Genomic DNA, 21,297 nt, shown 5'->3' with positions numbered 1-21,297 from the left:
TTAATCTTCGAGAATTTCTTCAAAAGGATGTTGCCTAATCGGTCAGGTTCTTGCTTTGATACCCTTTCCTTCAAGGTAAAGCCGTACTATTTCCAGGTATTCATCAGGATAGAAGCCGAAATCGCCTGAGAAGCGAGTCAATGCTATCAACCCACCGTCAATTTCGTCGATTGAGGCAAGCATGGCAGCATTGTCCTTCTTCAGGCCTCCGCCGTAGATGACAGGCATATCCTTGCCAGCCACTTTCTTGATAAGCTTGGCGACCTTCGTGATATATGGCTTGTCAGCAGGTACTTTACCAGGACCTATAGACCATACAGGTTCATATGCGATGATAATCTTGGAAAGATTACAACCATCCAACCCTACTTGGATCTGTTCAGTCAAAACGGCCTGCCAATCATCTGTTTCTTCTGCCTTCTCACCGATGCAGTACAATACGTCCATTCCCTGCTTTTGTGCACAGATGATTTCCTTGTTGAAAATGGTGTTTACAAGCTTACGGTCCTTGTTTCCTCCCAAGGCCAACAATTCATTCTTGTCATTGCGCTCTTCACAGTGTCCGATGATAGTTGTGCTGCAACCTAAGGCAACGGCCGCTGCTGCTGGACGGTTGGTTGTAAAAGCTCCGAAATTGCCACCTGGTGCAATGTCTGCCCGGTATACCCCCTGACAACCGATAGCAAGAGCCTTTGAGCTACCTACAGCCTTGACTGCAGTCGGTAGCTGAGCCTCGGGATAATATTGGGAAAAGCCGACTGCAGTGCAGTCGTATTGCTCAAGTTCAGCTAGTGTACGTTCAATGATGATTTTTGAAAAATCCTCAATTTTTCCAAGCCTATTGACGCCTCCCTGTACTGCAGGTACGTCAAATCTTTTGAAATTCACTGCAATATGTTGCATCAGATTCCTTCCTTTTTATACTTTTCTGCCATTTCTTCAAGACTGGTCTGTTCAACAAGCGGCATCTTTCCGTAACTTCCGAACTGTACGATCAATATTGCAAGGATTTCCTTGACTCCAGCCTTCACTGCCTCAACTACAGTCTTGGTCTGTGCATCAGAAACCATACCATACATAAGCGTGTCCATGATGGGAACAAGATAGTATCTCGGGTCAAAGTTGCTTGGATCCTTTTCCATAAGTTTCCATATGGATGAGGTCGTAGGCATCTGCATGAGATCTGGTTTGCAGGCAAACAGTTCCCTCAGGTTCCGTGTCACGACCAATCTGATATCGGTATCTACATTGATTTTGTTGATACCGCAGGAAATTACCTGCTGTAGCTGTCCGATGGCAATTCCATGGGCATTTCCGATGGTTCCGCCAAGACCGTTTATTTCATTGACTATATACTGCGGAACAAGGGAAGAACCATGGGAAACCAAGAAGCCGTCGATATGCTCATGGAGCATGCACTCCTTTACTGCGATTGCGATTTCCTTCCGTATTACCGTATCTTTTCCCTTGTTTGCACCGTGTTTTGTTCCATAGCTTATTGCAAGGGCGTCAACCTTCGTTTCCTTGAAGAACCTGATGGCATCCAAGGGATTGGTATAGGTACTCGTCTGGGAGAATACATCATCCTCAATCCCAGCCAGTACCCCTAGCTCCCCTTCTACGGTTATTCCCAGCGGATGTGCCAATTTGACGACTTCCCTTGTCAGTTCAACGTTTTGTGCAAAAGGCAAGGATGAACCGTCAATCATGACTGAAGTATAGCCGCCGGCTATCGCTGCCTTTACGCTATCGATATTCTTGCCATGGTCAAGATGAAGACAGACGGGCACATCATATTTTGCAACAGCTGCTTTTACTGCCTGTGCAATGTTGGTTGCTCCCTTCTTCTTGTCTTCCAAGGTAGAATTCTGAAAATCCATCCTGCCACCCATAAATCCATTTGCAAGGTCTGCACCTTGCAGGATGGCTGGTGAACCCAACATCCTGTGTACTTCCAAGGCAGCTTCAATCTGACAGAATGCATTCATGTTGAATGCTCCGTTCCCATACATATGCCTGTCAGCCGCTTCCAAAATAGGACGCATCGGTATCAAGCTCATCTTTTTATCTCCTTATCGTCCAAGAATGAAACATAGGACGGCAATTCCGGTTTTATCAAAGGTCTCAGCCAGTCAACGAATGCATCATTGACATCATAGGTATCGGGATCCAGATAAGCTGCAGGCATTGCCTTGGCTTGCAGTACACTGTCATCAATCGGTACGGCATCAACGACACTCTGATAGGGATCAGTACTGATGCGGTGGATTACCGGCATATATGCCTGCTTGCCTTGAAGGACAAGCTGGACAGCTTTTCTTCCGCATGCAATGGCTTCTTCTTTGTCAATTTCACTTGCCCACATGCCTGAAGCCCGACCGAGGATACCGGGTTTTTCGTTCCGTGCCTTGATACCAAGCTTCTTCATGATCAATTGTGACAGATAGGCAGCGACATCTCCGAAGTAGACGCTCCTGCCTACGCTAAAGACAGGTTCCACTATAGGTGTACCGTCAGCATAACGCAGACCTTCGCTGGCAACGACGACTACTTCCCCATTCTTTTCAAACAATTCCTTGACCCGTTTGAGAAATTTTGCTTCATCAAAGGGTATTTCAGGATAAAGGATCATATGGGGGGCATCACCAGGGTTTTCCCGGGCCAAGGCACTTGATGCGGTAATCCAACCGGCATCACGTCCGAATGTCTCAATGACGACGACATGGATTGCAAGACCTTTCACATCCTGGGCAACTTCCTTGACGGAACCGGCAATAAAGCGGGCAGCAGATGGATAACCGGGGCTATGGTCGGTCCCTTCAAGGTCATTGTCCATGGTCTTAGGAATGCCGTCGACTACAATTCCCCGGGGAGCACAGGCCTGCGAAAGTTTCCTGCAGGTATCCATCGTGCCATTGCCACCTGTCATCAGCACATAGGAAATCTTGCGTTTTTCCAGCAACTCTGCCAATTTTTCATAATCTTCCGGTTCAAGATGGTCTCGTCCTGTACCAATGGCAGATCCTGGGGTCGATTTCAGCAACTCCAGCCTGGACTGGGGTATATCAGTAAGGTCAATGAAACGATTGGACCAAAGTCCTGCTATACCGGCCCGAGAGGCAAGTATGTGCGAAATTTCCTTCGAATGCCTTGCTTCGCAGATAGCCCCGTACAAGGAAGAGTTTATGACCGCAGTCGGTGCACCTCCGTGTATAAGCAACAAATCACCCATTATATTCTCCTTAGACAAGATTCACGTTCCACGAGGGAAAAAGGAATTTGTACGTTCAGTTGGGAGACATGTCCGCCATGTATCCGGTCAAGCAGTATCTTGACTGCAACGTGTCCCAATTCCAGCTTTGGAACATCAACGGTAGTAAGAGACGGACGTGTAAAGGCAGCAGCTTCGACATTGTCAAAACCTACCAATGAAAGGCGATCAGGAACAGATATCCCAAGTTCTCCGGCTGCCCTGAGTACACCCATCGCTACGGCATCGTTGGCACAGATCAATGCTGATGGAAGCCCTGTGGATCCGTACATGTGTTTCAGTCCGTTGTAGCCGTCGGCGGCAGACAGGTAACAGTCTTCGACAAAACGGCCATCAAAAACCAGTCCGCAGGCAGACAGTCCATCTATATATCCCCGATATCTATGCTCATTGAATACTTGTTGCTGTTTGTCCGTAGGTCCTATGTATCCTATTTCATGGTGCCCAAGTCCATAGAGATAGGTAATTTCATCCCTGACTCCCTGGTAGGCACTGCAGGTTACCTCGTCAATACCTTGGTTCATGGAATTGATACCGCAATAGACGATATCTGGAATCGTACGCTTCAATTTGGAAACAGTATCCAAGCTGGTCCTTCCCAGGATAATGGCACCATCCAGATGTATATCTTCAAGAGCTCCTGCAAAACCGGATTCAGTCAGATTGAAAGTATAGAAACGGCAGTCAAACTGTGTTTCAGCTTTCTGAAGTTCTTCCTGAATACCAAGAAGTATCTGGGAAAAGAACGGTGAAACGAATGATTCATGATCTGAGGTAAATACACAGCCGACATTGATGGGTGTCTTTGCAGTATTGGCGGAAATTTTTTTCACTTGGGCATCGAAGTATCCTAGGTCCTTTGCAATCTGCATAACCCTTTCGACAGTCTGTACATTTGCCTTACGGGAGGTATCTCCGGAAAGTATACGTGAAACCGTAGAAATGGAAAGTTTTGCCTCTTTTGCAATGTCCTTGAGTTTTACTGCTGCCATGTTCTTTTCCTCTTTTGCCGATATTATGGTAGATACACAGTTATCTTTGCACCGTAACATACTTAGAATAAACCAATTTTTTGGATTAATCAAGATATTTTTGGATTAATTTAACTGCTTATAAATAAAATAATTATCATTTTATTAAAAAATACACAAATTGCATATCAAGATTATAATCCAAAAATTGGAACAAATTTTTTGGTTATCGCCTTTTTCTAACCATCTAATCAGTTAATGTCATGCAGAGTAAGAACAAGCATGTACCTTCAGGAAATGATTTCCGTAACCTTTAGATCCATATCCATATTTTCAAAGGGACAAAATTATGGACCTGTTTTTACAGGTCCATCAAGGTATCGGCGAACAATTGGTTTTCAGTCCTCATTCGGGATTTCAAAAATCATGCGATCCCTGGTAAGTATCGTTTCCGGAAAAATCTTCCTTGCCTGAAGCTTCAGATCCTTCAGTTCCCAGTCGCTGTAACGCGGGCTGTAATGAAGCAGGCCAAATTTCTTGACTGCTGCATCTTTTGCAATGGTTGCAGCCTGCGTAACAGTCATATGCTTCTTTTCCTTTGCAGTATCTTCGAGGCCTTCCTCAAACATACCTTCACAAAGCAACAGGTCACTTCCTTTTACCCTTGGAGCAATCTCCGGCATGTACGCTGTATCGGTAATGTAACTGAAAGTCCTGCCCTTCCGTTCGTTTCCCATCACCTGTGAAGGTTCAATCCTTCGACCGTCCGGCAAAACGACCTCATTTCCTCTCTGCAGTTGTCCCCATAGAGGCCCCTTGGGAATCCCTAGGCCAGTTGCCGTTTCCGGATGAAATATACCAGGCCTGTTCTTTTCATGAAATACATAACCGAAACACAGCTTCGTATGATCAAGCTTGACTGCCTCGACATAGTATTCCGGTTCGTCGAGGATAATGCCATCTTTGACTTCGGAGAAAATAATCTCATAATTTATATACATATCGAGAATTTTACGGGAAGAATCAATATATTCACCTAGCTTTACCGGTCCATAGATATACAGTGGTTCTTCCCTGTCGACTTGAGAAGAAAGCATCAATATCCCAGGAAGACCCGTCACATGATCGGCATGCATGTGTGAAATGAAAATCCTGTTGATCTTCTTCCACTTCAGATTGAGCATTTTCAGGGAAACCTGGGTGCCTTCACCACAATCAAAGAGAAACAGTTCACCTTCTCTCCTGAGCATGGCACTGGTAAGAAAACGACCGGGAAGAGGCATCATTCCTCCGGTACCTAGTACAAATACTTCAAAATTCATAGTTCATCCAGTATAGGGAAAAACAGAAGGTTCATCAACAAAATATGTGATATCTTATGATCTTTCTACCAACTCAATCGGGTCAACCTTACGTATCCTGCCGAGACTGAACCAAACGGAAATGACAGATATGGCAAACAGTATGCAGAAGATAATGCCTAGGGATTTCCATGGATACTGTATTTCGAACTTGAGCAAATACCAGTCAAGGAATGTAAGGTGAAGTGAAGCAAGATAGGAAAGAAAATATGGCATGAGCCGGCTCAGGCAAAAACCTAGGAGGACACCGGTAGCCATTGCCAATACAGTCACCCAGGAAACTACGGCAAAATAAACACTTCTGATCTTTCCGTTCCGGAGGCCCAGCAACTTTTCTACGGCAATGGTCCTGTAATCTTTCTGGACCAATTCAAGGGCAAGGGAGGAAACAAAGAAACCACAGAGGATTGCAATCGCAATGAATACAGCAAGCAAGGTCTGTTCACTGGTAAGTAGATTCTGGTAAAGAGAAGGTACCTGGGTATACCAAGGTGTGCAGGAGATCCCGGAAGCCTGCAGCTGTGCTACGCCCTTGTCAGTAGGATAGCCTTCCGTGAACAGGATTTCTTGGCTGGCATTGTTCTCGGAGGGAAAAATCTTTTCTACGAAATTTCTATCTGAGAACACAAGTGCCATATCAAGCTCCTTGTATCCTGAATCATACAAGCCGTCAACTTTGCACAGCCAAGGGCGGATCTTGTCCATCTGCTCACCGCCGACGGCCACCAAGGCAATGCTATCTCCTATCCCGGCTCCAAGTTTTTCCCCCAGAGATCGAGAAATCGTCACTGTCGGCAGAGAAGTACTTAAAGTCTCCTTATGATATGAAATAGCCTGCATACGACTTTTGGTAAAGTAAGTAGACTCATCCACCCCTTTCATCATACAGACATTCGTTCCCTTTTTCCCATAGGCAAGGACTGTTCCTGTCGTTACTTTGTCACAGCTTCTGACAAACGGCAGATCAGGCACTTCTACCTCAGCACCTGTAGTTGCATTGCCACCTCCCAGGGATACATAGGTACTCTCAATGCCATCGACCATTGAAGTAACAAAGACCTGGCACAGAAAAAGCAATGCAACGATGAGTACAATCAGCAGCATGGAACGGACTGTATGTCGTCTTTTCCTTCTGTTACCGGCCAAGATCTTCCCCTGCAGAAGGAGAAAAAGATCACTCATGGTTTTCCTCTTCCCCTTCATAAGGTCTGAGGGTATGGTAAGTCAATTCAAGAGTCGTATCACAGCGAAGGGCAAAATCCTTGTCATGGGTAACCAACAGAAGCGTAGCTTGCTGTCGGTTGACCAGACCCAGCAACAGTTCTTCTACTTCATGTCCGTTTTCCTCATCAAGGGAACCGGTCGGTTCGTCTGCAAAGATCATGGGAGCATCAAGGCAGAGTGCGCGGGCAATGGCCACTCTCTGGCGTTCCCCGCCAGACAACTCATCACCCCTGTGAAGCATTCGGTCAGAAAGATGGACCAATTCAAGGAGGGACTCTGCACGTTCGGAAGCCTTACGGTTTGACCAACCTGCGATGAGCAGCGGAAGCATGACATTCTCCTTGGCAGAAAAATCGTCCAGCAGCAAGCTGTTCTGGAATATGAATCCCATACGTCTGTTCCTCAGCTCGCAAAGACGGCGGTCAGAGAGGGCAAAAAGGTCTACCCCATCAAGCAACACCTTGCCACCCGTAGGACATTGCAAGGAAGCACAGACCTGAAGCAACGTACTTTTTCCGCACCCGCTCTTTCCAATGATGGAAGTCGATTTGCTCCGTTCTATCTGCAGTCCGATATCATTGAGCACTACAAGAGCTTCGCTGTTTCCTGGAATAGGATATGATTTTGTCAAATGTCTGGTTTCCAAAATGCAGTCATTCATCGGCAAGTATCTCCATCGGAGCTTTCTTCAGCTCCTTTACGGTCGGTCTGACGGCACCCAACGTAGCCAATCCCAGAATCGGCAAAGCCACCGCAAAAAGCATGGAAAGGGAAAAATGAATTTCCAACGGCAAGGAAAGCAAGGGGACGGTACCGCCTGTAAGCCTGTCAGCAAAGAAAAGCAGCTTGTCAGACCAATGCAATACAAAAAATGATGTTACACTTCCGCATACTACACCGACAAGCGAAACAAAAAAAGACTGGAGTACGAATATGCGCATCACATTTCCCTTCGTGCATCCCATGGCCCGGAGCATCAACATTTCGCCTAACTTGTCATCAAGAAGGTTCCTGTTGCTTGAATGGAGATTGATCAGGATGATCAGGCTCATGATCGAAAGCATCAGATACATCATCCATTCTTCCAGTTTCATTGCAGCATAGAGACTGAGGTTCTGCTGTTTCCAATCTTCGACAGTTCCTTGTTTTCCCAAAAGTTCCTGTATACCATCGGTTGTTCCCCGTATGGCAATCTGCTGGGTCTGCTTGCCTGCAAGCTGTTCCAGCAACGTACTGCTCAGCAGGAAGTAACTTCCGTTGAAATCCGCAAGAGGGGTATAATAGACGGCACTTACCGTACAGTTGCACTTGACTGGCACCAATGTGGCCGTATGACCCTTTGCAAGCAAGATTGCTTCTACGCTGTCACCTAACTGTAAGCCAAGATCCCGCATAAGGGAAGAACTGAGACAAATTCCTTTTTCAGGATTCCCCGCAATGATCATATATGGCAAGGTTGAAAAATCTTCAGTATTGAAAGCCCTCACCTTACCGGCCTTCGCCACAGTACCTTTGCCAAGGACCGCGGGAAGCTCTTCAAAGACATAGGCATGGTCGATGCCTCCGTCCGTGAGCAGAAGTTTTTTCACATCATCGGCACTTCCTGTGATATTGCTCACGATCGCATCATAGCTGAGATAGGTACGGATGGAAGCAAAACGTTGGGTCTGCAGGCCGACCATGAAGGCAATTACGACATTGAGGGCAAAGGTACTCAATGCAAGTCCGACAGCAATCCGTATACTTGTCGAACGGTGACGGTTTTTTCGTGAAAATGCATAGCGCCAAGCCAGTCTTGCAACCATCACTTTGCTCCCTCCGACGCATAGTCTATAGATTTGAGTGTCTTTCCATCCTCTTCATACTGCAGTGTACAGTAGGCTTTACCTTCAGCATACAGTATCTTTGACTGCGGCACACCATCCTTATAAGCTGTGAGAGAAATCAAGTTTCCGTCCAGGGAATTTTTCTGCTGTACAAGCTGACCGGCTTCATAGGAGTAAATCTGCTGCCTGATGGTTGTTCCTCCGTCCGGAAGTTCGGAAACTTCTTCTTCTGTTTTGCTGACAACAGTTCCCTCGGCATTCCTTTCATATGAAGTCGTTGTCAACCCGTCTGTGTCTGTCTGAACCGAACGTTCCAGCAAACCTTCCGAAGAATAGTATTCTTTCTTGCCGGAAATCTTGTCAGTCAAACTGAAACTTCCGTCTTTGTCTGTGCCGAACGATATGCCGGAAACTTCATCTTCACCCTTCCATTGCGTACTGGCTATGGTCGTTCCCCTCGCCACAGTCCTGCGGCAGGAGTCTGAGCCAGAAGCTACCAGCAGGACATGGGATTGGCCCTCAGTACTGAAAGACGCGTAAGTAACCTTGTCTGTATTGTCTTTTGTTATTGTCAGTGACAGGTTCCCGTCCTTGTCATAGTAATATCGGGTAAACGAGAGCAGGACCTCACCTTTCAAAGTACGGGATGAAATTACCTTTCCGTCGGAGGCATGGACGAAGACCGTCTTGTTGCCATCAGTCTCTTCCTGCATGAGATTTCCTGCAGCAATGACAAGGCGTTCCTGTGTACCGGCATCAAGATCCTGTCGTATGGATACCGTATCCCCTCCTGAGGTCTTTTCCTGTAACAGCTTCATTATAGGAACCCCATCCTTGTACAATGTCGTATTGCCTGCATCGACAGACATTGTATAGCCACTGTCTCCATCCGCAGGTCCAAGATCCTGCCCGATTGCATTTGACTTTTGCAGGGCATAGACAGATGGAGGCAGAATTATGGCAAAGAAACAAGCGATGAAGACAGGAATACGGGACATTGTCAGTTCAGTCCGACAAGGGAATCAAGGAAGGCATCCTTGTCAAAAGGTCTGATGTCCCCATAGTGCTCCCCTGTTCCCACATATGCAACAGGGATGGACAACTTGTCGCCTATCTGTATCAGCGTACCGCCTTTTGCAGCACTGTCATATTTTGACAGTATCAAGGCATCCAGACCGATTGCATCATTGAACAGCTTTGCTTGGGAAAAACCATTCTGCCCCGTTGTACCATCTATGACCAGCAGCTTCTTGTAATGTCGGTCATCAATTCCACGGGATCGTATTATCCTGTCAATCTTCTGAAGCTCACGGAGCAAATTGTCCTTGTTATGCATTCTTCCTGCCGTATCTGCCAGGACTATTTCTTCTCCATGATTCATAGCACTTGAAAGGGCATCGAAAATGACAGCACCCGGGTCGCTGCCCATATTCTGCTTTACAATCCTTACTCCGATTCTTTCAGCATGGGTCTCCAGTTGGTCAATGGCTGCAGCCCTGAACGTATCGGCTGCTGCAAGAAGTACGCCGTGGCCCTCTTTTTTCCACATGTCGGCAAGTTTTGCGATTGTCGTAGTCTTACCGACACCATTGACTCCAAGGACAAGGAATACTGTCAGCTGTCCGTCAAATACAGGCTGCCATTCTTTTATTTTCGGAGCAAGCAGTTTCTTGACCAGTTCCTGCAGCTCCTGTTGGCTCTTGGGTTTGTCAGATTTGGCCGTAGCCCTCACCTCATCCGATATCTCCATTGCCATAGAAGCTCCGAGGTCTCCCTCGACCAATGTATCTTCCAGTTCTTCGAAAAAGGACTCATCCAACCTACCTGAGCCGAACAACGACCTCAGTTTAGCTCCGAATTTTCCAAACATATATTACCTCATCATATTCCTGACAGCCTGATGTACTGGGCCAGCTGCTGTCCCATAGACAACAGCGCTGCCAGTGTCAGTCCCGTAGACATCGTCGATACTACCTGTGTTGCGGTCGTATCCTCTCCAACCGTTTCTGCAATGGTATTTGCCGTCAATTGTATGGCAAAGATTGCAAATATCGTTTCAAGACTATAGTAGAACCTGTCCTGAGAAAGTGAAGAGACCTTTGTATCAGCCATCCATTTTGGCCTCAGATCAACGGTAACCCTTGTCTGCTCTACATTCGTCTGATAAGAAAGGATAGCGAATCCATCTTTTGTTGCCAAGGCCACAAAGGGAATTTGTGGGTGTGCCAGAAGCACCGTGGAAGAAAAACCGAAATCTTTTCCTTGGCAAGTCCAATGCACAGGACCTGTCAGGCTTACCAGATGCAACGGCGGATGTACCGTCTGCTCCAGCTTACCGTCAAGTGACTGCAGTTTTCCGCTGATCTTTACAAGCTTAGGTTCGTAGTCAAAAGCTGTAAGCAACAGCTTGCAAGGAACATACGGAAGTAGCACAAGGCCATCGGCTGCCGTGAGCACAGCCAGATTTTCTTTCATATCTTCCAGTTTCTTGGCATTTTCATCAAAAGATGGAGGAACAAGACGAATTTCCAGACCGCTTGACGGTTGCAGTATCTTGGCAAAAGCTGCTTTTCCATCAAACTGTCTGACAATGGCAGTGTCTACAGTAAGATCATCCAAGTCTGTTTCCAATCCATCAAGCAACACATCGAAAGTATCCTGCAGTGAATCATAGAAGTACAGGCGCAATCTGGTATATCCGTCGACATCACTGACAAGGAAAACGAGTATCCCGTTGACTGATTCCCTTGCACAGAGCTGCTTCAGCAGGACCTGGCGGTCTGCAGTTCCTTTAAGAAGCATACCGAGAAAAACCTGGTCATCAAGTAATTTCGGTGTAACAGAGGGATAAGAAGCCTGCAGTTTTGGAGCAGCTTCAATTGCCGCCTTCTTCTGTTGCTGGATCTTATCAACCGTCGCATGGCTACCATAGAGTTCTGCAAGCTTGTCATATGCCTCAGCAGTTTGTTTTCGCTGCAGCATCTTTGAAAAAGCTGCAAGTCCTTCCTTGCCTAATCGGGTGAATTGCAAAGGAAAATCATTCAGGAGCTTTTCGGCTGCCAGTGCATGGTCTTGCGCCGTTTTGTTTTTTTCAAGGGCTTCAAAGGTCTTCAGACGTGCATTCCCATCCATTTGCACTGTTGATAAAGACGACAGGGAAGGTTCTTCCGCCTGGCATATCCCGACTACATAGGTCTCTTCGTCGGCAGCATACACTACCGACGGGAAAAAGACCAAAAGCAGTAGGATCAGCGGGAAAAACCTCCTGCCCATTGTCTATGCTTCCTCCAACCATTGCAGGTAGCTTTCGATGAAACCATCGATGTCACCGTCCATGACAGCCTGGATATTCCCTACCTGATAGCCTGTCCTATGGTCCTTTACCATCGTATATGGCTGGAATACATAACTTCGGATCTGGCTGCCCCATGCAATTTCCTTCTTTGCAATTGCATTGGACTGATGTTCCTTTTCCCGCTCTTTTTCATAATACTCATAGAGCTTGGACCGCAACATCTTGAAAGCGACTTCCTTGTTCATGTGCTGTGATCTTTCATTTTGGCATTGCACGACGATTCCACTGGCATAGTGCGTAATTCTTACGGCACTGTCTGTCTTGTTTACATGCTGTCCACCGGCACCACCTGCCCTGTAAGTATCAAGCCTATAATCTTCAGGTTTGATATTGATCTGGATATCATCATCCATGACAGGTGAAGCATAGACACTGGTGAAGGACGTATGTCGCCGTTTCTGTGAATCAAACGGACTGATCCTGACCAGTCTGTGTACACCGGCTTCTCCTTTCAGATAGCCGAATGCATACTGTCCTTTTACCTCTATGGTACAACTTTTGATGCCACCTTCGTCCTCAAGCAAATCGACTACATCGGCCTTGAATCCATGGCGTTCACACCATCTGAGATACAATCGCATCAGCATGTTCGCCCAGTCACAGGCTTCTGTTCCACCTGCACCTGAATGAATGGAAAGAAAACAATCATTCGCATCGAACTTGCCGTGCAGGAGTGTCTTGATCTTAAGCGGTTCATAACATGCAGATATTTTTTCTATCTGCTCTTCTATCTGTCTGGAAATCTCAGGATCGTCTTCTCCTGCATACAGTTCCAAAAGATCATCAATCTCTTCTATTTGGGCTAGCAGATCCTTCCAAGGCTCATAGCTGTCCTTAAGTTTGTTGAGGTTTGCAAAGACCTGTTCCGCAGTGGTCTTATCATTCCAAAAACCAGGCTGCATGGTCTGCTGTTCCAGTTTTTCTATCTGGGATTTGGTTCCATTCTGGTCAAAGACGCCTCCATACTGTATAGGCTTCTTCTTTTATCGTATCAAATACTGCTTTATTCTGTATGAACATATAATTCCTCCGATGAAATTTTTGCCTCTGGCAATAGTAGAAAAATACCACACTTGTGCCGTCAAAAGCAACAAAGGAACAGAGAAATTACTTAATTGCGTTCAACCCTGAGGCTGACCTTGAGTTCTTTTGTTGCACCGGGATCAAGGCAGAGATGGAACAGAGGAAGCAAGAATGTTGCCTGATAGAGTGTTTCGTTCCCCACTGTTGTCCTGCAGCTGCTTCTGAGGTCACTTTTCAGAAATTCGAACGGTTCATCACTGGAAAGCGTAATTTTGATATTGTTTGTCTTGTCAACAAGACGAATTCGATGGACTTCTTGCAAAAAGAGCTCTTTTCCTTGACGCTGTTCATTTTCATCATCTATGAAAATCTGGCAGTCGACCTTTCCCGGAAACAGGGACAATGGCAGCTCAAGGCCATAGAGATATTCCTGGAATTCCTTGGACGAATTGGTGATACCACAGGTCAATCTGATGACATTGGACATGAACTTGTAATATTTGGAAAACTGCAGGCCACAGCTTCCCTCCTGACCAAGCAAGCCGAATTCCGTATGTTTCCGGTCCAGTTGTTCCAAAGAGTAGACGATGCATGAAGCCTGGTTGTCAGCCTGGCAATAGGAAGCAATGTCATAGTCGACAGGAAGCAAGACATCAGCAAACAGACGTTGCTTTTTACCTGGTACAAGCATGGAAGGCTCGGCAGATACCCCTTCAGGCGGTGACTCGACATCTCCAAGATTGCATAGTGCGGGAGTATATTTCAGTTCATCCAAGGCACCGCATTTTGAATCAACGACGGCGTTGAGCGTCTTTCCGGTTGTAAGGATTTCCTCACAGCCGTCCCTATCCACATCCTGTATGAAAGGATATGTAAAATCATCCAGGCCTACCAATACCCGTTCCAATTCAATGATGATCTTCCACATTGCCCGTCTGATAGTACCACGGAGCATCGAGGCATTTGCATCCATTACATACGGAGCGCCACAGAACAGCTTGGTAAGCAGATGCTCGATCCTGCGACGGACATCCTTGTCTTTCTTGTACTGTCTGGCGGTTTCACTGAGCACCATGCAACGATGGTAGAGATAATCCAGGCCTTCGTCCTTGCAGAGCAATTTTTGAAGTGAAGTAATCCCCTTGCGGTTGCAGTCAAAGCCATAGACACCCTCTTCAAGGAAGTCATGTCCAAGTGGACGCTGGGCTACATACTCGTCAACCGTAGAGAACGTACCGAGATTGGCAAGGCTGTCCACAAGTGTTCCCATTTCCTCGGAGGCAATACCTCCCTGGCACAGTTGGTCAAGATTGAGCATGATACAACGGTCTTCAGTCCCTTGCAGGAGCAGATCATTGAGATCCTTGAAGGCAATCAGCCCAAGGGCAAAGTCATGGACTGCCTTGCTTGCATCAATATCTGTCGGCACAATGACAGCACTCTTTCCCAGTTCCTTCATCCTGAACGGATGTTTGCTGCAGGAAACACCATGTTTCGTTTCATAGGGACTTATGATGACGGTTCCCAGGCGGGCAAGGTTCAGCATACGGATCAAAGACGGAGACCAGAACTGCCAGTTGCTCCAGAAAGAAGTACTTTTGTAATGGTAATTCCTGCTTATCCATGTCGTTGTTTTCTCGACTTGGGAAAGTCGGTCCTTCTGACATAATGACGGCAGGACTGCCTGATGGAAGCTTCCCGTAAGTTCTCCAAGACGTTCCATCTTGGACAAATCGGCAATGAGCATGTTGACAGCTCCATGGGTAGATTCCACCCATTCCATCAGACTTCCTGTCAAAAAAAGCTGTACCGAGGCATTCGCGTGCTTATAGATACCAGTCAGCAGAGGTTCCAAAACCCTTGTAAGTGTATCTTCATACACATGATTCGGCGTTCCATATGCCAATTGGCTATAAGCACCAAAAAGAATTGCCATAACGATACAGCTCCCACAGTTGATCAGAATCTTTTCACGATACAGCCGTTTGGACAGGCTTCTGCAGCCTCCGCAATCTGATCATGAGGTTTACCATTGTCGAATGAAGACAGGAAGTTGTCAACAGTACAACCGGATTGAGGGAACTTCCTTTCACAAATTTTACATCCGATACAGCCGACTTGACATTCCTTGCGAACCTTTGCACCACTTTCGTGGTTGTTGCAGGCTACAATCCATTGGCTGTCGTCATCAACAAGCTTGATGACATGGTGTGGACAAACCTCAGTACACTTGCCACAGGCTATGCACAGTTTTCTATCAACGACGATATCCCCTTTCTCATCTTTGCTGATGGCACCGACGGGACAGACGGCAATGCAGGATCCCAGATGCAGGCAGCCTTCCTTGCAGGATAGGTCACCTCCGAACAGCAATGCAGCCGCATTGCAGTCGTCCAGGCCTTTGTAGTCGTAATCACTGTTGGTATGTTCGCAGTTGCCTCTGCAGAATACCTGCGCAACTTTCTTCTTTGCAGAAGCGTCAGCTTCGACTTCCTTTCCCATGATCTTGCCCATTTGCTTTGCAAGTTCTCCGCCGCCAGGAGCGCAGAGACCTATTTCTGCTTCTCCCTTGGATACGGCTTCTGCATAGGCTGAACAGCCTGCATAACCGCATCCGCCACAGTTTGCACCGGGCATAATGGCTTCAAGCGCAATGAGGTTCTTGTCTTTCTTTACCTCAAGCTTCTTTGCAGCCACGGCAAGTCCGAATCCCAGGAGGAGACCCATGACCGTCAATATCAAGAATGCTATGAATATATTCATATGTCTTTCCCCCTATACCAAATGCAAGTTGACAAGCAGGCTCTTGTCAAAGGCCATGAAGGCCAATGCCATCAGACCAGCTGAAACAAAGGCAATCGGTACAGATTTGAAAGCCTTTCTTACCGGTGCCAGATCGAGCTTTTCCCTTATGTTGCTCATCAGCACGATGGCAAGCGTGAAACCAAGCCCGGCAGCAAGGCCGGCAAAGAAACTCTGCAACAGCGTATAGTGTTCATCGATATTGATGATTGCAATACCAAGAACTGCACAGTTGGTGGTAATCAGCGGCAGGAAAATACCCAATGCCTTATACAGCGGAGGGCTGATCTTACGCACGACCAGTTCAACCAACTGGACCAAGGCTGCGATGACAAGAATGAAAGATACTGTCCGCAGGTATTCCAATGCAAAGGGTACCAGCAGGAACTGATAGACACTCCAGCAGACCACGGATGCCAAGCTCGTGACGAACGTTACGGCCATACCCATGCCCAAGGCACTCTCGCTGTTCTTTGAAACTCCGATAAAAGGACACAGTCCGAGGAACTGCACCAAGATGAAGTTACTTATGAAAATATAGGTGATCAGTATAGCAATGATGCTCATGCTGCAACCTCCTTCTTGGCTTTCCTGGATCCAAGCCAATTGAAGTACGACTTAAGGAAGCCCATCAGCAGAAGGGCTCCGGGAGCCAGGGTCATTACACGTACCGGCCAGGTATGCAGTCCTGGGATAATAATAGATCCATTCCAGCTACCTATCGGGAACAAAGTGATACTACCGGCTCCGAATACTTCCCTGATTGTTGCAATAAGCGTCAGAGACATGGTAAAGCCGATACCCATGCCGATTCCATCCAACATCGAGTCAAGTACGGTATTCTTATTGGCAAAGGCCTCTGCCCTACCAAGAATAATACAGTTGACAACGATCAACGGTAGATATACACCCAATGCTTCATAGAGGCTGGGCATAAAAGCATGGAGCAGCATCTCGATGATTGTAACAAAGGACGCAATGATGACAATATAGGAAGGAATCCTTACCGAATCAGGAATAAGCTTCCTAAGCAAGCTGATCATTATGTTGGAACACGTAAGCACGAACAGCACGCTCAGCCCCATACCGATGGCATTCGATACCATCGTCGTAACACCCAAGGTCGGGCACAGGCCGAGCATCAGGATGAACGTAGGGTTCTCTTTGAACAGGCCTTTCTTCAATTGGTCAATATGTGAACCTTTCATTTATTGCCTCCCAAACCTTTTACGAATTTGCTTCCGGTCTCCAAAGCTGAGCTGACTGCTCCGAAGGTAATCGAAGCACCTGAAACTGCAGCAGCATCTTCACTGGAAAGCATGTTCTTTTTCGTTGGAATCGGATCTTTGCCGATGAATTTCTTCATGTACCAAGACTCTTCGCTTTTCTTGCCCAATCCAGGGGTTTCACTGTCCGATACTACCTTGGCATCTGTGACCAGACCCTTGAGATCATAGGCAGCAACAAGGTTGACGGCACCGCCATAGCCATTGTTGGCAAGCTTCAGCAAGTAACCGCTCGGCTTACCGTCAGTCGTCAGTTTATAGTAGGCGGAAATGGTAGTGTTGTCGGACACAGCAATTTCCTTGCCTAGTTTCTGGCTTCCGCTGACAGCCTCAAGTGCAGAAAGCGTCTTGCTTGTTTCATAGGAAGCAATGAGCGGAGCGGTGACACTGTTGAGTTCTGCAAGGATCAACGTAGCAACAGCACAGATTGCAGCAAGGATAAGTGAAGTCTTTAGATAAGTCTTTGTCATCATGCACGCTCCTTTACGGTCTTGACCTTTGTCTGACCGAACTTGACCGGCATGATATATCTGTCAATGGTCGGTACCGTAATGTTCATCAGGATGATTGCCAGCGATACAGATTCTGAAAGGGACCCGAAATATCTGAACAGGAAGGTAAAGAACCCACACCCTATTCCAAAGATTATCTGGCCCTTGGAAGTAATCGGCGAAGTCACCATGTCAGTTGCCATGAAGAAGGCACCGAGAATCAGACCGCCGCTGAATAACTGGGTAAGTACTTCTCCGTGGAAAAGACCCAGACCGGACCGGATTCCTGAAAATATAAACGTCAGAATTGCAAAACTTACCAGATAAGTAACAGGTATCTGCCAGGTGATGATCTTTCTATACAGCAGATAGATTGCACCAAGAATAAGCAGAAAAGCACTTACTTCTCCGATACACCCTCCGATATTTCCGAAGAATGCATCAACGGCATACGGGCTGATACCCAATGTATGTGCAACAGAACCTGCAAAGCTGGTAAACGGATAACCTCCCTGCTGCATCACGCCGGTAGCTCCCAGACCGCTGACACCACCGACAATGCTTGTCTTCACATACGAAAGCGGCGTCGCACTTCCGATTGTATCAGGCATCAGGCCGGCAAGCGTACGAGGAACGGCAAAACGGCTCATTGCAGAGGAAAAACTGAAGAATACGAATACACGTCCTGCAAGAGCTGGGTTCATCCAATTGGAACCGAGACCACCGAATATCCACTTTACCACGAACATGGCAAAGGCACTTGCGAGCACAGGAATGAACAATGGAACCGACGGGCTCATGTTCATGCCTATCAGAAGTCCGGTCAGGAAAGCCGAACCATCGGTAACGGTACTTTCTTTCAGTTCCTTGATTCCGTCGATCCTACCAAGCAGATATTCTACGATAACCGAAGAGGCAATCGAAACGATGAGGACCAAGAGGGCCCTTGCTCCGAATACATAGACACCCCACAGTGCAGCAGGAGTCAAGGCAACAGAAACGCTCCACATGATGTTCTTTGTGGAGCTTCCCGGCTGATGTATATGCGGTGACGAACTGATTGTCCTGTTCATTTTTTCTTCCTCCCCAGTTTCTTGCCCAGCTTCATTGCATGGACAAGAGGAATATGAGCCGGGCAGACAAAGGCACAGCTGCCACATTCCTTGCAGTCCATGAGGGAATATTTGTTCATGGCTGCCTCATAGTTGCCATGCATGATGTTCCTGTACAGCATAGTCGGCATCAAACCGATCGGACAGGCCCTGACACATCTGCCACAGGAAATGCAGGCAGTGGTCTCACTGTCATCGAAAAGCGGAATTGCCAATATGCCGCTTGTGCCTTTCTGGATAGGCGTATCAGGATCACTGAAAGCAAAACCCATCATGGGGCCCCCGCTTATGGTCTTGTAGGGATCCTCAATGAAACCGCCGCAGAACTGGACAAGATCACTGATCTTGGTTCCGACCGGTGCCAGGACATTCTTCGGTTCGGCAATGCATTCTCCGCTGACGCAGACAACTCTCTCGATGAGCGGCTTATGGAAGACACAGGCTTCATATACTGCATAGCAGGTACCTATGTTTGCCACGACGGCTCCGATGTCCAAGGGCAGCTTTCCGCTGGGAATCTCACGACCTATGGTAGCTTTGAGCAACTGTTTCTCATCACCTTGGGGGTACTTGAGCTTAAGTGGCTGCACTTTAATCGGATAGCCTTTTTCCTTGATCACTGCTTCAAGATGCTCAATGGCATCCATCTTGTTGACTTCGACACCGACGATGACATGTTCGGCTTCAATGACCTTGGCAATGACCATAAGGCCTTCAAGCGCACCTTCTGCCCTTTCCAGCATGGTCCGGTGATCACTGGTAAGGTATGGTTCGCATTCCACGCCGTTGGCCACCAAATATTCAGCTTTTTTGCCCTTCGGAATGGAAAACTTGACGTGAGCCGGGAAAGTTGCCCCGCCCATGCCGACGATACCAAGGTCCTTGATCGTTGCGAGAAGATCTTCCCTGCTTTCACTTTTCCAGTCATGCTGTTCCCATTGGGGTTCAGGCGCATCCTTGTCAACTTCAATGACATAGGCATCGCAGCAGACACTGTTTGCCAGGGTAACCTTTCTGATGTCCTTGATGGTTCCGGTCACAGGAGAATGGACTTCTGCACTGATGAACCCTGCAGCAGTCCCGATTTTCTCACCTTTGACGACAGTATCACCCTTGGCCTTCAAGGCTTTTGCAGGTGCCCCTAGATGCTGGGACAGGCTGACGACAACTTCGGATGGCAAAGGCAACTTCTCAATAGGTTTCCTATTGCTGAGTTGTTTCTTGTCATCCGGATGTACCCCGCCTCTGGTGAACGTAGAAACGTTGTTAGGCATTGTACACTCCTTCTAAAAATATGTTTACACAGGGTCAGTCAGAGCGCATCCGCTGACACCTCGACTTTGAATAGTAAACAATGTCACAATTATTCTCAATAGTATTTCACAGGAATGTGCACATGTGTGCTTTAAAGGGATTAAATTCTCACGAACGGCATATTGTTAAATTTTATATGCTTAAATGACTATTAATAATTATAATATTCATATTATATAGCATAATTTGATGTTATTTTTAATTTAATCATTCAGCGTTCCAATCAATCATAGGGAACATAAGGAAACAAGCTTTGATTTTTTCATTTTCTATTGTCCGGACCCAGCAAATGTATTCTTGACAATATAAATACATGGCAACTAACCTACATCTGAAACAAGGGTACACAGGTAGCCGTTATATTTGCTTTTTCCACAGGCTATGCTATATTTCATGGTATGAACCGCATATTCAAGTATGCATTTTGGAAGATCGGAGGCACGAAGGTCTATGCCCTTGTCGGCAAAAGCGGCACAGGTAAGAGCTTCCGGTCCAAAATGGTAGCAGAAGAACATAACATCGACCTGATCATCGACGACGGATTGCTGATCAAAGGAAACAAAGTCCTGGCAGGCAGAAGTGCCAAACAGGACAACAGTTTCCTTGCTGCAGTGCGTACGGCAGTATTCGACGAACCGGAACATCAGAAGGAAGTGATGGCGGCATTGCAGAAAGAACGCTACCATAGGATACTGATCATAGGAACCAGTGAGAAAATGGCCAGGAGAATAGCCGACAGGCTTTCGCTTCCCCAGCCTGAGAAAATCTTCCATATCGAGGACATTGCAACAAAAGATGAAATTGATACTGCAATGCGCATTCGCTTTACCGAGGGGAAACACGTCATACCTGTACCTTCCATCGAAATAACACGGACAGCTCCGCAGATTGTCCTCGACTCGATGAAAGTCCTCTTCAAAGGCGGCAACCGCCTGCCGTGGAAAAAGAAGATGGTCTTTGAAAAAACAGTGGTACGTCCTGAATTTACGCAGACAAAGAAAACCATCATAAGCGATGCTGCCCTTACGCAGATGGTAATCCATTGCCTTGATGAATTCGATACGGCCATCAAGGTCGTACAGGTTTCTTCGGAGATCAAGGACGAGGGGTATTCAATCTTTGTAAAGCTTCGTATCCCGACAAGACATATGATGGGGACGACAATCGGAGAACTTCAGGAATATATCAGCGAATCCCTGGAAAAATACGGATCGATCTTCGTATGCAATGTCAGTGTAGAAATGGAAGAATGGGGCTGAGC

At 46.9% G+C, this 21,297-nt stretch carries 20 protein-coding genes; 1 reads left to right on the top strand and 19 read right to left on the bottom strand.

Annotation, left to right across the window (positions count from 1 at the left end; all coding sequences use genetic code 11):
* Nucleotides 1-42: 42 nt before the first annotated feature.
* The 19 genes from LKE40_01690 to rsxC form a co-directional block, all read right to left on the bottom strand.
* Nucleotides 43-903, bottom strand: a complete 861-nt coding sequence (locus tag LKE40_01690) for a triose-phosphate isomerase (GenBank protein ID MCH3916197.1) — start codon at nucleotides 901-903, stop codon at nucleotides 43-45.
* Nucleotides 903-2,060: a class II fructose-bisphosphate aldolase gene (locus LKE40_01685; protein ID MCH3916196.1), complete on the bottom strand. Its 1,158-nt coding sequence runs from the start codon at nucleotides 2,058-2,060 to the stop codon at nucleotides 903-905. The genes LKE40_01690 and LKE40_01685 overlap by 1 nt, the downstream gene beginning before the upstream one ends.
* Nucleotides 2,057-3,235 (bottom strand): diphosphate--fructose-6-phosphate 1-phosphotransferase, encoded by a 1,179-nt coding sequence (locus LKE40_01680; GenBank protein MCH3916195.1) that lies wholly within the window; start codon nucleotides 3,233-3,235, stop codon nucleotides 2,057-2,059. The genes LKE40_01685 and LKE40_01680 overlap by 4 nt, the downstream gene beginning before the upstream one ends.
* The gene (locus tag LKE40_01675) at nucleotides 3,232-4,263 is read right to left on the bottom strand and encodes a LacI family transcriptional regulator (GenBank protein ID MCH3916194.1); all 1,032 of its coding nucleotides are present in this window, start codon (nucleotides 4,261-4,263) and stop codon (nucleotides 3,232-3,234) included. Before LKE40_01675 ends, LKE40_01680 begins: the two co-directional genes overlap by 4 nt.
* 377 nt (nucleotides 4,264-4,640) lie before the next feature.
* Nucleotides 4,641-5,564: a ribonuclease Z gene (locus LKE40_01670; protein ID MCH3916193.1), complete on the bottom strand. Its 924-nt coding sequence runs from the start codon at nucleotides 5,562-5,564 to the stop codon at nucleotides 4,641-4,643.
* Between the two features lie 54 nt (nucleotides 5,565-5,618).
* Complete coding sequence (locus LKE40_01665; GenBank protein ID MCH3916192.1) at nucleotides 5,619-6,785, bottom strand: FtsX-like permease family protein; 1,167 nt, start codon at nucleotides 6,783-6,785, stop codon at nucleotides 5,619-5,621.
* A complete protein-coding gene (locus tag LKE40_01660) occupies nucleotides 6,778-7,488 on the bottom strand; it encodes an ABC transporter ATP-binding protein (protein MCH3916191.1) in 711 nt (236 codons plus the stop codon). Before LKE40_01660 ends, LKE40_01665 begins: the two co-directional genes overlap by 8 nt.
* Complete coding sequence (locus LKE40_01655) at nucleotides 7,481-8,632, bottom strand: FtsX-like permease family protein (GenBank protein ID MCH3916190.1); 1,152 nt, start codon at nucleotides 8,630-8,632, stop codon at nucleotides 7,481-7,483. The genes LKE40_01660 and LKE40_01655 overlap by 8 nt, the downstream gene beginning before the upstream one ends.
* A complete protein-coding gene (locus LKE40_01650) occupies nucleotides 8,632-9,651 on the bottom strand; it encodes a hypothetical protein (GenBank protein ID MCH3916189.1) in 1,020 nt (339 codons plus the stop codon). Before LKE40_01650 ends, LKE40_01655 begins: the two co-directional genes overlap by 1 nt.
* A 2-nt stretch (nucleotides 9,652-9,653) precedes the next feature.
* Complete coding sequence (ftsY, locus tag LKE40_01645) at nucleotides 9,654-10,523, bottom strand: signal recognition particle-docking protein FtsY (GenBank protein ID MCH3916188.1); 870 nt, start codon at nucleotides 10,521-10,523, stop codon at nucleotides 9,654-9,656.
* A gap of 11 nt (nucleotides 10,524-10,534) precedes the next feature.
* Entirely contained in the window at nucleotides 10,535-11,926 is a 1,392-nt protein-coding gene (locus LKE40_01640) for a hypothetical protein (GenBank protein ID MCH3916187.1), read from the bottom strand.
* Between the two features lie 3 nt (nucleotides 11,927-11,929).
* Nucleotides 11,930-13,028 (bottom strand): peptide chain release factor 2 gene (gene prfB, locus LKE40_01635; GenBank protein MCH3916186.1). Its coding sequence is split into 2 segments (ribosomal slippage): nucleotides 11,930-12,958 and nucleotides 12,960-13,028, totalling 1,098 coding nucleotides; the frame shifts between segments, so codons are not numbered across the junction.
* Between the two features lie 91 nt (nucleotides 13,029-13,119).
* Nucleotides 13,120-14,967 carry a DUF1926 domain-containing protein gene (locus tag LKE40_01630; GenBank protein MCH3916185.1) on the bottom strand — a complete coding sequence of 616 codons (1,848 nt, stop codon included), beginning with the start codon at nucleotides 14,965-14,967 and terminating at the stop codon, nucleotides 13,120-13,122.
* 23 nt (nucleotides 14,968-14,990) lie between these two features.
* Nucleotides 14,991-15,794, bottom strand: a complete 804-nt coding sequence (locus LKE40_01625) for an RnfABCDGE type electron transport complex subunit B (protein ID MCH3916184.1) — start codon at nucleotides 15,792-15,794, stop codon at nucleotides 14,991-14,993.
* 12 nt (nucleotides 15,795-15,806) lie between these two features.
* Nucleotides 15,807-16,400: an electron transport complex subunit RsxA gene (gene rsxA / locus LKE40_01620; GenBank protein ID MCH3916183.1), complete on the bottom strand. Its 594-nt coding sequence runs from the start codon at nucleotides 16,398-16,400 to the stop codon at nucleotides 15,807-15,809.
* The gene (locus LKE40_01615) at nucleotides 16,397-17,041 is read right to left on the bottom strand and encodes an electron transport complex subunit E (protein MCH3916182.1); all 645 of its coding nucleotides are present in this window, start codon (nucleotides 17,039-17,041) and stop codon (nucleotides 16,397-16,399) included. The genes rsxA and LKE40_01615 overlap by 4 nt, the downstream gene beginning before the upstream one ends.
* Nucleotides 17,038-17,592, bottom strand: coding sequence for an FMN-binding protein (locus LKE40_01610; protein MCH3916181.1), 555 nt, complete (start codon nucleotides 17,590-17,592; stop codon nucleotides 17,038-17,040). Before LKE40_01610 ends, LKE40_01615 begins: the two co-directional genes overlap by 4 nt.
* The gene (locus tag LKE40_01605) at nucleotides 17,589-18,683 is read right to left on the bottom strand and encodes an RnfABCDGE type electron transport complex subunit D (GenBank protein MCH3916180.1); all 1,095 of its coding nucleotides are present in this window, start codon (nucleotides 18,681-18,683) and stop codon (nucleotides 17,589-17,591) included. The genes LKE40_01610 and LKE40_01605 overlap by 4 nt, the downstream gene beginning before the upstream one ends.
* A complete protein-coding gene (gene rsxC, locus LKE40_01600) occupies nucleotides 18,680-19,996 on the bottom strand; it encodes an electron transport complex subunit RsxC (protein MCH3916179.1) in 1,317 nt (438 codons plus the stop codon). Before rsxC ends, LKE40_01605 begins: the two co-directional genes overlap by 4 nt.
* A 438-nt stretch (nucleotides 19,997-20,434) precedes the next feature.
* Here rsxC and LKE40_01595 point away from each other — a divergent pair, with 438 nt between their 5' ends.
* Nucleotides 20,435-21,295: a hypothetical protein gene (locus tag LKE40_01595; GenBank protein ID MCH3916178.1), complete on the top strand. Its 861-nt coding sequence runs from the start codon at nucleotides 20,435-20,437 to the stop codon at nucleotides 21,293-21,295.
* Nucleotides 21,296-21,297: the final 2 nt, after the last annotated feature.

It is taken from the genome of Spirochaetia bacterium, assembly GCA_022482625.1.
In the GTDB taxonomy this organism is placed as follows: Bacteria; Spirochaetota; Spirochaetia; order Sphaerochaetales; family Sphaerochaetaceae; genus Pleomorphochaeta.
This window is presented reverse-complemented; position numbering and strand designations above follow the sequence as displayed.

Bases quoted from the DNA above. Each gene is read 5' to 3' on its own strand.
- LKE40_01690 (MCH3916197.1), bottom strand. From the start codon at position 903: ATGCAACATATTGCAGTGAATTTCAAAAGATTTGACGTACCTGCAGTA.
- LKE40_01685 (MCH3916196.1), bottom strand. From the start codon at position 2,060: ATGAGCTTGATACCGATGCGTCCTATTTTGGAAGCGGCTGACAGGCAT.
- LKE40_01675 (MCH3916194.1), bottom strand. From the start codon at position 4,263: ATGGCAGCAGTAAAACTCAAGGACATTGCAAAAGAGGCAAAACTTTCC.
- LKE40_01670 (MCH3916193.1), bottom strand. From the start codon at position 5,564: ATGAATTTTGAAGTATTTGTACTAGGTACCGGAGGAATGATGCCTCTT.
- LKE40_01665 (MCH3916192.1), bottom strand. From the start codon at position 6,785: ATGAGTGATCTTTTTCTCCTTCTGCAGGGGAAGATCTTGGCCGGTAAC.
- LKE40_01660 (MCH3916191.1), bottom strand. From the start codon at position 7,488: ATGAATGACTGCATTTTGGAAACCAGACATTTGACAAAATCATATCCT.
- LKE40_01655 (MCH3916190.1), bottom strand. From the start codon at position 8,632: ATGGTTGCAAGACTGGCTTGGCGCTATGCATTTTCACGAAAAAACCGT.
- LKE40_01650 (MCH3916189.1), bottom strand. From the start codon at position 9,651: ATGTCCCGTATTCCTGTCTTCATCGCTTGTTTCTTTGCCATAATTCTG.
- ftsY (MCH3916188.1), bottom strand. From the start codon at position 10,523: ATGTTTGGAAAATTCGGAGCTAAACTGAGGTCGTTGTTCGGCTCAGGT.
- LKE40_01640 (MCH3916187.1), bottom strand. From the start codon at position 11,926: ATGGGCAGGAGGTTTTTCCCGCTGATCCTACTGCTTTTGGTCTTTTTC.
- LKE40_01630 (MCH3916185.1), bottom strand. From the start codon at position 14,967: ATGGCAATTCTTTTTGGTGCTTATAGCCAATTGGCATATGGAACGCCG.
- LKE40_01625 (MCH3916184.1), bottom strand. From the start codon at position 15,794: ATGAATATATTCATAGCATTCTTGATATTGACGGTCATGGGTCTCCTC.
- rsxA (MCH3916183.1), bottom strand. From the start codon at position 16,400: ATGAGCATCATTGCTATACTGATCACCTATATTTTCATAAGTAACTTC.
- LKE40_01615 (MCH3916182.1), bottom strand. From the start codon at position 17,041: ATGAAAGGTTCACATATTGACCAATTGAAGAAAGGCCTGTTCAAAGAG.
- LKE40_01610 (MCH3916181.1), bottom strand. From the start codon at position 17,592: ATGATGACAAAGACTTATCTAAAGACTTCACTTATCCTTGCTGCAATC.
- LKE40_01605 (MCH3916180.1), bottom strand. From the start codon at position 18,683: ATGAACAGGACAATCAGTTCGTCACCGCATATACATCAGCCGGGAAGC.
- rsxC (MCH3916179.1), bottom strand. From the start codon at position 19,996: ATGCCTAACAACGTTTCTACGTTCACCAGAGGCGGGGTACATCCGGAT.
- LKE40_01595 (MCH3916178.1), top strand. From the start codon at position 20,435: ATGAACCGCATATTCAAGTATGCATTTTGGAAGATCGGAGGCACGAAG.